Origin of the sequence: Chimaeribacter coloradensis (assembly GCF_002858715.1) — a bacterium.
In the GTDB taxonomy this organism is placed as follows: domain Bacteria; phylum Pseudomonadota; class Gammaproteobacteria; order Enterobacterales; family Enterobacteriaceae; genus Chimaeribacter; species Chimaeribacter coloradensis.
In genome coordinates this window covers 40875-53882 of sequence record NZ_PJZH01000027.1, presented here as the reverse complement: position 1 = coordinate 53882, position 13008 = coordinate 40875, and the positions used below count along the sequence as shown (strand labels likewise).

Annotated in this window: 16 protein-coding genes; 7 read left to right on the top strand and 9 right to left on the bottom strand. The window is 62.3% G+C overall.

Annotated elements, in window-relative coordinates; genetic code table 11:
* Positions 1-200: 200 nt before the first annotated feature.
* Both CYR32_RS18030 and CYR32_RS18025 read right to left on the bottom strand, forming a co-directional pair.
* Positions 201-1070, bottom strand: a complete 870-nt coding sequence (locus tag CYR32_RS18030) for an oxygenase MpaB family protein (protein ID WP_101826543.1) — start codon at positions 1068-1070, stop codon at positions 201-203.
* A gap of 10 nt (positions 1071-1080) precedes the next feature.
* Positions 1081-1740 (bottom strand): TetR/AcrR family transcriptional regulator, encoded by a 660-nt coding sequence (locus CYR32_RS18025; protein WP_101826542.1) that lies wholly within the window; start codon positions 1738-1740, stop codon positions 1081-1083.
* Between the two features lie 234 nt (positions 1741-1974).
* Here CYR32_RS18025 and CYR32_RS18020 point away from each other — a divergent pair, with 234 nt between their 5' ends.
* The 4 genes from CYR32_RS18020 (at position 1975) to CYR32_RS18005 (ending at position 4033) form a co-directional block, all read left to right on the top strand.
* Positions 1975-2229 (top strand): hypothetical protein, encoded by a 255-nt coding sequence (locus CYR32_RS18020; RefSeq protein WP_101826541.1) that lies wholly within the window; start codon positions 1975-1977, stop codon positions 2227-2229.
* 189 nt (positions 2230-2418) lie between these two features.
* Positions 2419-2676, top strand: a complete 258-nt coding sequence (gene bhsA / locus CYR32_RS18015; protein WP_101826540.1) for a multiple stress resistance protein BhsA — start codon at positions 2419-2421, stop codon at positions 2674-2676.
* Between the two features lie 60 nt (positions 2677-2736).
* Complete coding sequence (gene bhsA, locus CYR32_RS18010) at positions 2737-2991, top strand: multiple stress resistance protein BhsA (protein ID WP_101826539.1); 255 nt, start codon at positions 2737-2739, stop codon at positions 2989-2991.
* A gap of 127 nt (positions 2992-3118) precedes the next feature.
* Positions 3119-4033 carry a nucleoside hydrolase gene (locus tag CYR32_RS18005; protein ID WP_101826538.1) on the top strand — a complete coding sequence of 305 codons (915 nt, stop codon included), beginning with the start codon at positions 3119-3121 and terminating at the stop codon, positions 4031-4033.
* An 87-nt stretch (positions 4034-4120) separates the two neighbouring features.
* Here the strand turns inward: CYR32_RS18005 and ddlA are convergent, their stop codons facing one another.
* Both ddlA and CYR32_RS17995 read right to left on the bottom strand, forming a co-directional pair.
* Complete coding sequence (gene ddlA, locus CYR32_RS18000) at positions 4121-5218, bottom strand: D-alanine--D-alanine ligase (protein WP_101826537.1); 1098 nt, start codon at positions 5216-5218, stop codon at positions 4121-4123.
* A gap of 82 nt (positions 5219-5300) precedes the next feature.
* Complete coding sequence (locus CYR32_RS17995; protein WP_101826536.1) at positions 5301-5642, bottom strand: DHCW motif cupin fold protein; 342 nt, start codon at positions 5640-5642, stop codon at positions 5301-5303.
* A gap of 295 nt (positions 5643-5937) precedes the next feature.
* On the opposite strand from CYR32_RS17995, the gene CYR32_RS17990 reads away from it, so the two are divergent.
* A complete protein-coding gene (locus CYR32_RS17990; RefSeq protein ID WP_101826535.1) occupies positions 5938-7314 on the top strand; it encodes an NAD-dependent succinate-semialdehyde dehydrogenase in 1377 nt (458 codons plus the stop codon).
* Between the two features lie 175 nt (positions 7315-7489).
* Entirely contained in the window at positions 7490-9196 is a 1707-nt protein-coding gene (dld, locus tag CYR32_RS17985; RefSeq protein ID WP_101826534.1) for a D-lactate dehydrogenase, read from the top strand.
* A gap of 3 nt (positions 9197-9199) precedes the next feature.
* On the opposite strand, the gene CYR32_RS17980 is transcribed toward dld, so the two are convergent.
* The 3 genes from CYR32_RS17980 to CYR32_RS17970 all read right to left on the bottom strand — a co-directional run bounded on the left by CYR32_RS17980 (position 9200) and on the right by CYR32_RS17970 (position 10773).
* A complete protein-coding gene (locus CYR32_RS17980; RefSeq protein ID WP_101826533.1) occupies positions 9200-9481 on the bottom strand; it encodes a hypothetical protein in 282 nt (93 codons plus the stop codon).
* 163 nt (positions 9482-9644) lie between these two features.
* The gene (locus tag CYR32_RS17975; RefSeq protein WP_101826532.1) at positions 9645-10235 is read right to left on the bottom strand and encodes a Yip1 family protein; all 591 of its coding nucleotides are present in this window, start codon (positions 10233-10235) and stop codon (positions 9645-9647) included.
* A gap of 232 nt (positions 10236-10467) precedes the next feature.
* Positions 10468-10773 (bottom strand): PTS sugar transporter subunit IIB, encoded by a 306-nt coding sequence (locus CYR32_RS17970; protein ID WP_101826531.1) that lies wholly within the window; start codon positions 10771-10773, stop codon positions 10468-10470.
* Positions 10774-11074: 301 nt separating this feature from the next.
* Here CYR32_RS17970 and CYR32_RS22145 point away from each other — a divergent pair, with 301 nt between their 5' ends.
* Entirely contained in the window at positions 11075-11158 is an 84-nt protein-coding gene (locus tag CYR32_RS22145) for a small membrane protein YohP (RefSeq protein ID WP_455423860.1), read from the top strand.
* A 61-nt stretch (positions 11159-11219) separates the two neighbouring features.
* On the opposite strand, the gene pbpG is transcribed toward CYR32_RS22145, so the two are convergent.
* Positions 11220-12158 (bottom strand): D-alanyl-D-alanine endopeptidase, encoded by a 939-nt coding sequence (gene pbpG, locus CYR32_RS17965; RefSeq protein WP_101826530.1) that lies wholly within the window; start codon positions 12156-12158, stop codon positions 11220-11222.
* A 155-nt stretch (positions 12159-12313) separates the two neighbouring features.
* Entirely contained in the window at positions 12314-12913 is a 600-nt protein-coding gene (locus tag CYR32_RS17960; protein WP_101826529.1) for an NADPH-dependent F420 reductase, read from the bottom strand.
* Positions 12914-13008 lie beyond the last annotated feature (95 nt).

The following is a 13008-nucleotide window of genomic DNA, read 5'->3' as shown; positions in this document are numbered from 1 at the left end:
GGGCGCGCGCCTACGCGCCCCTTGCGCGGTGGCGGCAGCGGGGCCGCAGAAAGCGTGCGGGCGTATGCCAACGCAACATACCTCGATCCCCCTTTAACCCCAGCCACATAACCGCATGTAGCAACCGATACATGCTAAATTACGCCCGGCGTATGCCAATACGCCCACCCCCCAGGGTTCAAGGGGGCGGCCCCCCCCCTTCACAATCTCCCCATTCTCCGCATCGCCCGGTGCCACGACCCATTCCTCACCGCCCAGCGCAGCAGCCGCGCCAGGCGGCGGGTGCCGAAACGCACGGCGCGGCGGCGGGCCGGGGAGATCGGCAGCCGGAGCTGTGCCGCCGCCCAGCCCGGCAGCAGGTCGATGCCCGCCTGCATCATCAGCGCGCCGAACGGCGCGGCCAGGCGGCTGGGGGCCGGGGCGCTAAGCAGCACCCGCACCACCTCGGCGGTGCGGGCGTCATACCGCAATTGCGGGCGCATCTGCGCCAGATAAGCCTCTACCGCCGCCACGCTCTCCGGCAGCGGCCCGGCTCCCAGCGCATAGGCGACGCGCGCCGCCTCGCGGTAGTAGGCGTCCTGATCGGCTGGGGGAAGGTGCGGGTTCCGGTAACGCAGGTGGGATTGCAGAAAACTATAGGTCTCGGCCACATGCACCCAGACCAGCAGCGCCGGGTCGCTGGCCGTATAGGCCGTGCCGTGCGCGTCCTGCCCGCTGACCTGATCGTGAATCGCGCGCACCCGTTGGATCAGGCGCTCAGCATCGGCCGTCGCCCCGAAGGTGGTGCCGGAGATAAACTGACTGGTGCGGCGCAGGCGGCCGAGCATGTCGTCGCGGAAATTGGAGTGATCCCAGACGCCGGCCAGCGCCAGCGGATGCAGCATCTGCAACAGCAGCGCAGAGACGCCGCCGCAGAGCATTGAGGTAAAATCGCCGTGAATGCGCCAGGTTACAGAATCCGGGCCAAACAGCCCCGGGTCGCCGGGCGGGTGTTCCAGATCGATGCCGCCAAGCGACAGGCCGGTAATGCTCAGCACCTGCCGCTCAATCCGCTGGCGTAATGCCTCCATCACTAAGGCCTCAGGCAGCGGTAACGGGCTGCGCCTCAAAGGCGATCAGCTGCGGCCAGATTGCCATCACCACATCCACCAGCTGGTTCAGCTCGGCACGGCTGGCCCCATCACGCGCCTGCACCGACATCCCCTGCACCGTGCAGTTCAGGTATTTCGCCAGAATCCGGCTCGACACCTTAGGCGACAGCTCGCCGGTCTCTTTTTTGCTGTCCAGGAACTCGCTCAGCGTCTCCTCCTGCAAATGGTGGCGCGAGCGCAGCATCGAGGCGATCTCCTCAGACGCGGCAGACAGCGTGGCGGAAGTACAGACCATAAAGCAGCCGGAGGGGTTGTCGCAGTCAGTGAACAGCGCGGCGGCGGCGCGCAGGTACTCTTCAATCGCCTGGCGCAGCGGCACGTCGGACTGCATCAGCGCGCGGTTGCTGGTCTCCACAAACAGCGTGAGGTAGTGCTCAACCGCCGCGCGGAACAGCCCCTCTTTATTCCCGAATTCGGCATACAGCGTCGGTGCCTTGGCCCCGGTGGCTTCCACCAGATCGGCCAGCGACGTCGCTTCGTAACCATATTTCCAGAAGAGTTTCAGGGCCTTGTTCAGGGCGTCATCACGGTCAAACTGCTTGGGGCGTCCGCGGCATTTTTTGGCCAGTGCCATATTTTCAGTGCTCATACACGCTCCTCTTATCACTGCTGTGATTAGGTCAGAAAATATTTATTAATGATCATTATAAAAAACGGTGGCAGGTGTGTCGAGGAGTGTTTATAATTTTGTTATCGATCGTTAAACAATTGACGACTCCCACCCTGCCGGGCCACACAGACCGCCACCCCCGCCGATGATAACGGCGCTTCTGACGGCCGCAGACCGGCCACCACGGGACTCGTCCTGATGGGAACATTCACCATGAAAACCGTTACTCTGCTTATTGCGGCCCTGCTCTCGGCCGCCAGCCCTCTGGCAGCGCTGGCGAACCAACAGGTTATCACGATGCAGGTCGATAGCCAGAAAATTGGCTTCACCACCCAGACCCGCCAGGATCTCTCCGGCCTGAAACCGGCCGCCGCCCAGCGCACCACCCTGCGTGACCCGGTGGCGCGGCAGCTGATCGCCAGCTCCGGCGCAAACCACCTGTTTGATGACAGCACGCTCTACAATTAATTCCCTCTTCCCCGGGCGGCCGTGGCCGCCCGCTGCTTTTCCCGCCGATCGCACCGCCTGTTAAAGATTAATTAACGTTCATTAAAAAAATAGTTGCACAGTCCGGATGATCGGTCTAACATTTAGTTATCGATCGTTAATTAAATAACGGTCACCGGTTAACCCCAACTTGCTATAGGAAACGACATCATGAAAAACTTGAAAATTGCCCTCGCCGCCCTTGCCCTGACCACTGCCTCTTTCGGTGCTTTCGCCGCCCAGGAAGTCACCCAGGCCCCGGCTGATGCCCAGCACATCGGCACCGTCAGCGCCCGTTCAACTGACCTGAGCGGCCTGGAACGCCAGATTGCCAACAAAGCGCAGGAACAGGGTGCAAGTGCTTACCGCATCACCTCCGCGTCCGGCAGCACCAACCTGGTGTACGGTACCGCTGAGCTGTATAACTGATTCCGGCATAACGACTGATAATTAATAATAAAATCATTAACTTCGGATAGGAATAAGACCATGAAAAACCTGAAAACCGCCCTTGTCGCCCTGGCCCTGACCACCGCTTCTTTCGGTGCCTTTGCCGCCCAGCAGGTCGATCACGCCCCCGCCGGTGAACAGCCTGTCGGTACCGTGAGCGCCCGTTCACTGAACCTGAGTGACCTGGAAAGCCGTCTGGCCCAGAAAGCGGACGAACAGGGTGCGACCTCGTACCGCATTATCTCAGCCTCCGGCAACAACCATCTTTATGGTAACGCTGAGCTGTATAAATAAGCACAGGCAGTACGGTCGAAGAGGCGGCATGGGCCGCCTTTTTCTTGCCCGCGTTTCCCCGCATTGCCCTCTGCCCCGCCACCCTTTACTGTAGTGCTCCCGACTATCCTGACTGTCAGGAGATTTCATGGCTTTACACCGCATTATCCTTGACTGCGACCCCGGCGTAGATGACGCCGTCGCGATCCTGCTGGCCCTGGCCGCCCCGCAGGCGATCTCACTGGCCGGTATCACCACGGTGGCCGGCAATGTCTCCGCCAGCCTCACCGAATACAACGCCCGGCGCATCTGTACCCTGGCGAACCGCCACGACATCCCGGTCTTTGCCGGCTGCCCGCGGCCGATGCGTGACCCGCACGGCTACCACACGCAGGTGCACGGCCATGACGGCCTCGGCGGCGTGCCGATCCCGGAGCCGGGGTTTGCCGTGCAACGGCAGCACGCGGTGGATTTCATCATTGAGACGGTCAACGCCGAACCCGGCAACATCACCCTGTGCGCCATCGGCCCGCTGACCAACATTGCGCTGGCGCTGATCAAAGACCCCGGTATCGCCGGGAAAATCAAACAACTGGTGCTGATGGGCGGCGCGGCGTTCTGCCCGGGTAACGTCTCCCCGGCGGCAGAATTCAATTTCTACGTCGACCCCTGGGCGGCGCATGTGGTGCTGAGCGCCGGTATCCCGCAGGTGATGTTCGGGCTGGATGTGACGTCGCAGGCGCGGATGGACGCCGCCTGGCTCGACGCCCTGCACCAGCGCAGCGCCGCCGGGGCCGCGATGGCGGCGATGATGCGCAGCTACGGGGCCGCCGACCCCTGCCTGCACGACCCGTGCGTGATCGCCTGGCTGATCGACCCGACGCTGTTCAGCGGCATTGACGGCCACATCAGCATAATCACCGACGGCAGCACCGCCGGGCACGCCCTGGCCGCCGTGAAAACGCGCCACCTGGCAGGCCGCGCGCCCAATACCCACATCATGACCGGCGTCGACACCCCGCGCCTGCTGGCCCTGCTGGCAGAACACCTGGCTGTTTATTAAGCCGGTTTGCCCTGCCGGCAACCTTCACGGCATAAAAAAGCGGGGCATTGCGCCCCGCCGTTTATTCCCCTGGCACATCAATTCCGCTTAACGCACCGAGCTTTGCAACCGGTTATCCGCCTGGTGCCGTTCCAGCGCCAGCTCAATCAGCCGGGTGATGAGGTCGCGGTAGGCCAGGCCGCTGGCTTCCCAGAGTTTCGGGTACATGCTGATGTTGGTGAAGCCGGGCAGCGTGTTGATCTCGTTGATGATCACCTCGCCTGCGGCGGTGAGGAACACATCGACCCGCGCCATGCCGCTGCACTCCAGCACCTGGAACGCCTGCACGGCAATGCTGCGGATACGATCGTTGGCGCCCGGCGGCAGATCGGCCGGGATCGCCACTGTCGCGCCCTGCGCGTTGATGTATTTGGTGTCATAGGCGTAGAACTCATCCTGCAACACCACCTCGCCGCAGACGCTGGCTTGCGGGTGGTCGTTGCCGAGCACCGCGCACTCAATCTCCCGCCCGACGATGGCGGACTCCACCAGCACTTTATGGTCATAGCGGAACGCCAGCGCCAGCGCGGTTTCATACTCCTGCGCGCTGCGCACCTTGCTGACGCCCACCGACGAGCCTTGATTAGCCGGTTTGATAAACAGCGGCAGCCCCAGCTTTTCACTGACCTGGGCGAAACCGTGCCGGGCAGCGTTGCGGCGCGTCAGGGTGACAAAGGGCGCAACCGCCAGCCCGGCGTCGCGCAGCAGCCGTTTGGTGACGTCCTTGTCCATGCTCAGCGCCGAGCCGAGCACCCCCGCGCCGACAAACGGGATGTTCGCCATGCGCAACAGCCCCTGTAAGGAGCCGTCCTCGCCCAGCGTGCCGTGGACAATCGGGAAGATCACATCGAGCTGCGCCAGCGCCCGGGCGTCGCGGCTTTCGATCAGCTGGTGTTGCGGTTGGCCGGGGATCAGCGCCACGTTACGCTGTGACGGGTTGAGGGCAATGCGCGCCGGGTCGTCGGCGTGTTGCAGGTAATGGGCAGCGTCGCTGACATGCCACTGCCCCTGTTTGTCGATGCCGAGCAGCGTCACCTCAAACCGTGCTTTGTCCATCGCGTCCACGATGTTTTTGGCCGATTGCAATGACACCTCATGCTCAGCGGATTTGCCGCCGAAAATAACGCCTACCCGAATTTTTGCCACGCCGGTTCCTTACTGATCTCAGGGAGTGATTGACGCGAAATAATGGCGCGGCCGGAACTGAAAAGTAAAGCGGCCGCGCGGCTTAGTCGACGATAAACAGCGTCGCGCCGGTGGCGGTAAAGGACCGGTGCGCCTCGTGATCGTCTGCCACCTGGTAGCTCATGCCGGGCGTCAGCGTAAAGGTGCGGCCGTCCCCGAGGCGGCTCTCCAGCGTCCCCGCCAGGCAGAGCAGGATATGGCCCTTTTTGCACCAGTGGTCCGCCAGGTAACCGGGCGAATACTCCACCATGCGCACGCGTACCGGCTGCGCTTCGTCGCCGAAATGGCGGGTGCGCCACCAGGCGACGCCCTGCTCACCGGGGTGTTGGGTGGCCTCAACCTCTGACCAGTCAGTGATGCCGAACGGAATCGCGGACAGTTTCATCATCGCTCCTTGGGGATATGCAGGACAGCCAGCATACGGAAACGCCCGCGTCACTGACCAGCGGCCAAAAGTGAAAAGTTAAGTAAATCAGGCAAAAGGCGGAAACCGCGGATTTTCAGGCGGTCACGGCCGCGCGCTGCCGCATAACCCACTGCTCTGTTGCAAAAGATGTCTGCGGGCCAGAAACGCCCTGTTTTCAACTATGCTTAAAGACGTTTACCGCGTAACCCGCGGTGCCTTTTCGCGGCGCGTAAGGGGTTACCCCCGCGCGTTCGCCGTCACCAAGGAGCACGATATGGCTTATCAAACCGTTAACCCTTTCAACAATAAACTGATCAAAGAGTACCCGGCGCATGATGACCAGAAAGTGCAGCAGGCACTGGCCACCGCCCATGAGCTTTACAAATCGCAGTGGGCGCAGGGCGACATCAAACCGCGCCTGCAGGTGCTGCATACGCTGTCGGAACTTATCTCTGCGCGGGTGGAGGATCTGGCGAAAATCGCCAGCGAAGAGATGGGCAAGCTGATTGAGCAGAGCCGGGGCGAGGTGAAGCTCTGTGCTGCCATCGCCAAATATTACGCTGAGCACGCCGAAGAATTCCTGAAACCGACCCGCTACCCGACCGATCTGGGGGAAGCCTGGGTGGAAAATGCGCCGATCGGCGTGCTGGTGGCCGTCGAGCCGTGGAACTTCCCCTACTACCAGCTGATGCGCGTGCTGGCTCCCAACCTGGCGGCCGGGAACAGCATCCTGGTGAAACATGCCAGCATCGTGCCGCACTGTGCGGAAGTGTTCGAACAATTAGTTCGCGAAGCGGGCGCGCCGGAAGGGGCCTACACCAACCTGTTTATCTCTACCGATCAGGTCGGCAACCTGATTGATGATGACCGGGTGCAGGGCGTGGCGCTGACCGGCTCGGAAAAAGCGGGCAGCATCGTGGCGGCGCGCGCGGCGGGCAAGCTGAAGAAATCGACGCTGGAGCTGGGCGGCAATGACATCTTCGCGGTGCTGGATGACTGCGACCTCGACAAAGCCGTGAAAGCCGCTGCCTATGCACGCCTGAACAACTGCGGGCAGGTCTGTACCGGGGCGAAGCGCTTTATCGTGCATGAGAAAGTGGCTGACCGCTTCCTGCAGGGCTTCACCGAGCAGATGAAGGCCGCCAAGCTGGGCGACCCGCTTGACCCGGAGACCACCCTCGGCCCGCTCTCCTCTAAGCAGGCACTGGACGATCTCGAGAAACAGGTGAATGAGGCGGTAAAAGCCGGGGCGACGCTGCACCTCGGCGGCAAACGGCTGGAGAACAACCCCGGCAACTTCTACCTGCCGACCATCCTGACCCACGTCAAACGCGATAACCCGGCCTACTTCCAGGAGTTCTTCGGCCCGGTGGCGCAGGTCTACGTGGTGAAAGATGATGACGAGCTGGTCGCACTCGCCAACGACTCCAACTATGGCCTGGGCGGCGCGCTGTTCACGCAGGACATTGAGCGCGGCAAAAAGCTGGCGTCCCGCATTGAAACCGGCATGGTCTATATCAACTCGCTGACCGACACCGCGCCGGAGCTGCCGTTCGGCGGCGTCAAGCGCTCTGGCTATGGCCGCGAGCTGTCTGACCTCGGCATCAAAGAGTTTGTGAACCAGAAACTGGTGGTGGTGGCGAAGTCATAACGCCCCCTGCCCTCCCCGGCCGCCGCCCCGGCGGCCGGTTTTCCCTGCGGCTATCCCCATAAATCATCCGCATGCATTATCCGCCTCACTCCCCCGACGTTTTATTGACCATACCCCAGGTTAGGATTAGGTTTATTCATCAAGTGAATAATTTATCCGCACAGGGAGAGAGAGCATGAACCAGCCCGCCAGCGTCAACCGCGTGTTCCTGACGCGTTTACAGGAGATTGTCGGCAGCCAGAACCTGCTGACCGATGCGCGCAGCACCGAACGTTACCGCCACGGCTACCGCTCCGGCGGCGGCGATGCGCTGGCGGTGGTGTTCCCGCAGACGCTGTTGCAGCAGTGGCGCATCCTCCAGGCCTGCGTGGCCGCCAATAAGATTGTGATCATGCAGGCGGCCAACACCGGGCTGACGGAAGGCTCGACCCCCAGCGGCCACGATTACGACCGCGACATCGTGATCATCAGCACCCGCAAACTCGACAAGCTGCAACTGATCAACAATGCCGAACAGGTGATCGCCTTTCCCGGCAGCACCCTGCACCACCTGGAAAAGCTGCTCAAGCCGCACGGCCGCGAGCCGCACTCGGTGATCGGCTCCTCCTGCATCGGCGCGTCGGTGATGGGCGGCATCTGCAATAATTCCGGCGGCTCGCTGATTAAGCGCGGCCCCGCCTACACCGAGCTGGCGCTCTATGCGCAGGTCACCGCTGAGGGTAAGTTGCAACTGGTGAACCACCTCGGCATTGACCTCGGCGAGACGCCGGAAGAGATCCTGACGCGGCTGGAGAAAGGCAGCTACAGCCCCTATGAGATTGAGCAGACCCCGCGCGCCGCCTCCGACCATGAGTACGCGGAGCGGGTGCGGGACGTGGACGCCGACACCCCGTCGCGCTTCAATGCCGACCCGCGCCGCCTGCATGAGGCGAGCGGCTGCGCCGGCAAGCTGGCGGTGTTCGCCGTGCGGCTCGACACCTTCCCGATGGAGCCGCACCAGCAGGTGTTTTACATCGGCACCAATGACACCGCGGTGCTGACGGCGATCCGCCGCCACATCCTCAGCGAGTTTAAGGCGCTGCCGGTGGCCGGGGAGTATATGCACCGTGACTGTTTCAACATCGCCGAGATCTACGGCAAAGACACGTTCCTGTTGATCGACCGGCTCGGCACCGACCGGATGCCGGACCTGTTCCTGACCAAAGGCAAACTGGATGCGCGGCTCAACAGGGTGCCGCTGCTGCCGCCCAACATGAGCGACCGGGTCATGCAGTGCATGAGCCGTGTGCTGCCGGGCCATCTGCCGTCGCGCATCACTGACTACCGCGACCGCTACGCCCACCACCTGCTGCTGAAGATGTCCGGTGACGGCGTGGCGGAGGCGGAGGCTTTCCTGACCGCCTTTTTCCAGCAGGCGGAGGGGGATTTCTTCGCCTGTACTGAGGAGGAGGGGCGCAAGGCGTTCCTGCACCGCTTCGCCGCCGCCGGGGCCGCGGTGCGTTACCATGCGGTGCATCAGGACAAGGTCGAGGATATTCTGGCGCTGGATATCGCCCTGCGCCGCAATGAAACGGCGTGGTTTGAGTCACTGCCGCCGGAGATTGAATCGCAACTGGTGGCGAAACTCTACTATGGGCACTTTATGTGCCATGTGTTCCACCAGGATTACATCGTGAAAAAGGGCGCGGACGCGCACGCGATCAAAGCGCAGATGCTGGCCGGGCTGAACGCCCGCGGGGCGGAGTACCCGGCGGAGCACAATGTCGGCCACCTCTACCCGGCCAAGCCCGCGCTGAAGGCGTTCTACCAGCAAATCGACCCCACCAACAGCTTTAACCCCGGCATCGGCAAGACGCCGAAACAGAAACACTGGCAGGGGTGACCGTCAGAGGAAAAAGGCCCCGGCCGCCCCGGCGGTCAACAGCACCCCGGCGCACTGTACCCCTACCAGCAGCCTGAAACCGCGCCGCGCCGGGGCCATCGTCAGCATCGCCAGGTGCAGCAGCAGCGTGGTGAAATTGGTGACCGCCAGAATCCCCAGCGCCACGTAGCCGTTAAAATGGGCAAACGCCCCGTTCGGGGCAAACCAGACGGCATCCGCTGCCAGTAACACGCCAATCAGGGTGACCATCCACGACACCACGGTAAATAACGCTTTCAGCTGCATACAGTGACGGGCTGCGGCCCGTTCCTCTTTTTTCTGTTTGAGGGGGCCACTTTAACAAATGATGACAGGGGCTGCGCGTGAAACGGCGGCGCAGGCGGGAAAAGCGCATAAAAAACCCCACGTTGCCGGAACAGGCCGCGTGGGGTTGGCGGGGGCGGAGGCGTCAGAAGAAGTGCGAGCCGTAGCCCCACATCATCACGGCCAGCGCCAGCAGCAGTTCCAGCACCAGCACGCCGATGCCGAGGGTGGAGCCGAACACCAGCAGCCCCTGTTGCCGGTCGATGCCCAGGAACGCGGGCATCCCCACCGCCAGCAGGTAACCGCTGTAGGCCAGCGCCAGCGCGCCGACAAACAGGCAGAGCCACACCATCGGGTAGAGTGCAATCACCCCGCTCAGGAACATCGGCGTCGCCACGTAACCGGCGAACACAATGCAGTCATTGCGCGTCGGGTGGCTGGGGTAGTGGCTCGCCAGCAGGTGGATCACCTGCCCCATCGCGGCCACCGCACCCAGCATCAGCAGGTAGAACACCACCGCGATGGCGAGGGCGGTGGAGGGCAGGATGCGCAGGTATTCGCCGTCGCCGAAGCTCCAGCCGACCCGCGTGGTGCCGATAAAGGAACAGACCACCGGGATGGCGGCCATCAACAGCACATGGTGCATATAGAGGTGGGGAACCGACTCATGCTCACGCCGAATCTGCTGCATTTCCGGTTCAGGGTGGGCGAACAGCCCCCAGACATGATTGATCATAGCTACCTCCCAGTGTCCGCCTGTGGCCGCAACAGACGAACCGGCTGAGGCGCGCTCAGGTGGCCCTGAGTGTGCACGACCCTCTTCAGCTCAAGTATAGTGCTGTCCATTTTTTATGCAGTGGGGCTTGACCAGAAAGGCGGAGGTTGCGCAGGTGCGCCGGGAAAAAAGGGGAAGCGAAAACAGGGGAAATGCGGAAATAACACCGCGCAGCAGGCTGCGCGGCAGGGGGTCACGCGATCAGGGCCAGCGCCTTGTCCAGCACTTTGTCACCGCGCATGGTGCCGTAATCCATCATGTCGATCACATCCACCGGCTTGCCCAGCGGGGCCGCCGCTTCCTGCAACCGCTTGAGCTGGAACTTCACCTGCGGCCCCAGCAGGATGACATCCGCATCCTTGACGATCAGTTCAAAATCCGACACCGGCACCGCCTCAATGTCCACCTCAAGCTGGCGCTTTTCGGCTTCCTGACGCATCCGCTGAACCAGCATACTGGTCGACATCCCGGCGGCACAACACAGCACGATTTTTTTCATCAATCACCCCTTTTGTGTCCTTTCAGATTAGTGATCTCACCATAACCCAGTACGGGGTGAATACAAGGCGCATGCCGCCCTGTGGCCGGTTAAAACTTCAGGTTGCGATAAACGTCATGCTTTTCAGTCGGGTATGTAACGCAATTTTCGCGATTTCCGGCAGAAAGGGCAAAGCGGGCTATACTGAACATGCGCCGCCCAGCAAACCGGGGTGGCATGGAAGGCGAGGAGCAGCGCGCTGCCGTATTGGGATGAACAACGTCAGAACGTTGTATTTTGCAGATGAAGTCAGGAGAAAAGTATGAAAATTATTTTATGGATTATCGCGATTATCTTTATTGTTGGCCTGCTGACCCTTACCGGCGTGTTTAAAATGCTGTTCTGACCGGCCCCCTCTTCGCCCTGCCCGGCCCTGAGGCCGGACAGGGCGGCGTCCCCCCTGGCGGTTATTCGATCGCCTGCGCCACCGTCGGGTGGTCGAGCTGTTGATCCTTCTCCCTGCGGTAGTTCTTCGCCACCTGCGGCACCGGCGCGGCGCGCCCGGTCTCCATCCAGCTGCGCAGCCGGTTGGCATCCGCAAAGTGGGTATATTTCCCGAACGCATCCAGTACCACCAGCGTCACCGGCCGGTGGTTAATGGTGGTGCGCATCGCCAGGCAGTGGCCCGCCTGGTTGGTAAAACCGGTTTTGGTCAGCTGGATGTTCCAGCTGCCGTTGCTCAGCAGGTGGTTGGTGTTGCGGAACGGCAGGCTGTAACGCGGGTGCTCAAAGCTGACCTGCGCCTGCTCGGTGGTGCTGAGCTGGCTGATCAACGGATAGAGCCGGGTGGCCTGCAGCAGCTTGGTCAGGTCGCGGGCGGTGGAGACGTTCTGCACCGACAGCCCGGTCGGCTCCACATAACGGGTGTGGCTCATGCCCAGCGCGCGCGCCTTGGCGTTCATCGCGCGGATAAAGGCGTCATAGCCGCCCGGGTAGTGGTGCGCCAGCGTGGCGGCCGCCCGGTTCTCCGAGGACATCAGCGCCATCTGCAACATCAGGCGGCGGCTCGCCTCACTGCCGATTTTCACCCGCGAAAAGACGCCGCGCATCTCCGGCGTGTTGTGGATGTCCACGGCGATCACCTCATCCAGCGGCAGTTTGGCATCCAGCGTGACGATTGCGGTCATCAGCTTGGTGATGGAGGCGATCGGCACCACTTCATCGGGGTTGCGGGAGTAGATCACCTGGTGAGACTGCATATCCACCACCATGGCACTGCCGGAGGCGATCTCCAGCGGCGTGAGTTTACCGGCAATTGCCGCATTGCTGACGGCCGTGGAGGCCGGTGCTGCCACTGCGCCCACGCTGACCGCGAGCAGGCTTAAAACCAAAAAAGGGATTTTCACATGAAATACTCTGTCACTTGCCAGGATTATCGGACACTGCCCGCCAGATTGCCGGCGAATTATAAATTACGTGAATACCGTTAGCATCCGGATAATGCAGGACTATTTGTGACAAAGTGCAAGTGACAACAGGGGCCGGTTGCCCGGCCCCGCCTTTACCCCAGTCTGACCAGATGGTGCACCGCCAGCGGGCCGCCGGGGAACTGGAACAGCGCCCCGCCCGCCACCAGCCCGCCGAGATCCAGCCCCGCGAACCCCAGTTGCGCCATCAGCGCCGCCACCTGCTGTTTGGCATCGGCGTCATCCCCGGCATAAAACAGCACCCGCTGCCCGCCGTGGCTCTCCGGCGGCTCGCTCAACAGCGGCGCGCTGAGGTGGTTAAAGGCTTTCACCAGCCGTGCGCCCGGCAGCCTTTCCGCCACCACCTCGCTGGAGGTGCGCCCGCCCAGCGGCACGGCGCGGAACGAAGGTGCCTCAATGGCGTTGTTGGCATCAATCACGATGCGGTTCTGCCAGGGCGGCAGGTCAGCCAGCGCCTGCGGCAGCGCCGACCAGTTCACCGCCAGAAAGACGATGTCCGCCTGTGCCGCCTGTTCGCGGGTCACGGCCGTGAGCGCCGGGCCTGTCTCCTCCACCAGCGCCGCCAGCGTCTGCGGGCCGCGGCGGTTGGCGATCATCGCCGGGATGTTATGGCGTGCCAATGCACGGGCCAATGCACTGCCGATAGCGCCTGCACCAATAATGCCGATTGTCATGATCTGTTCCTCGTCGGTTAAGCCGGAATGGCCGGTATGTCGGTATGGCTTAAGCCTACGCTTCCGGTTCCCCGCTGATTAGCCCATAGTGATGA

Coding starts and splice junctions, on each gene's coding strand:
- bhsA (WP_101826539.1), top strand. CDS start 2,737: ATGAAAAACCTGAAAACCGCCCTTGTCGCCCTGGCCCTGACCACCGCT.
- dld (WP_101826534.1), top strand. CDS start 7,490: ATGAACCAGCCCGCCAGCGTCAACCGCGTGTTCCTGACGCGTTTACAG.
- CYR32_RS18025 (WP_101826542.1), bottom strand. CDS start 1,740: ATGAGCACTGAAAATATGGCACTGGCCAAAAAATGCCGCGGACGCCCC.
- CYR32_RS17970 (WP_101826531.1), bottom strand. CDS start 10,773: ATGAAAAAAATCGTGCTGTGTTGTGCCGCCGGGATGTCGACCAGTATG.
- CYR32_RS17975 (WP_101826532.1), bottom strand. CDS start 10,235: ATGATCAATCATGTCTGGGGGCTGTTCGCCCACCCTGAACCGGAAATG.
- CYR32_RS17960 (WP_101826529.1), bottom strand. CDS start 12,913: ATGACAATCGGCATTATTGGTGCAGGCGCTATCGGCAGTGCATTGGCC.
- CYR32_RS22145 (WP_455423860.1), top strand. CDS start 11,075: ATGAAAATTATTTTATGGATTATCGCGATTATCTTTATTGTTGGCCTG.
- CYR32_RS17980 (WP_101826533.1), bottom strand. CDS start 9,481: ATGCAGCTGAAAGCGTTATTTACCGTGGTGTCGTGGATGGTCACCCTG.
- CYR32_RS18005 (WP_101826538.1), top strand. CDS start 3,119: ATGGCTTTACACCGCATTATCCTTGACTGCGACCCCGGCGTAGATGAC.
- bhsA (WP_101826540.1), top strand. CDS start 2,419: ATGAAAAACTTGAAAATTGCCCTCGCCGCCCTTGCCCTGACCACTGCC.
- CYR32_RS17990 (WP_101826535.1), top strand. CDS start 5,938: ATGGCTTATCAAACCGTTAACCCTTTCAACAATAAACTGATCAAAGAG.
- CYR32_RS18020 (WP_101826541.1), top strand. CDS start 1,975: ATGAAAACCGTTACTCTGCTTATTGCGGCCCTGCTCTCGGCCGCCAGC.
- CYR32_RS17995 (WP_101826536.1), bottom strand. CDS start 5,642: ATGAAACTGTCCGCGATTCCGTTCGGCATCACTGACTGGTCAGAGGTT.
- CYR32_RS18030 (WP_101826543.1), bottom strand. CDS start 1,070: ATGGAGGCATTACGCCAGCGGATTGAGCGGCAGGTGCTGAGCATTACC.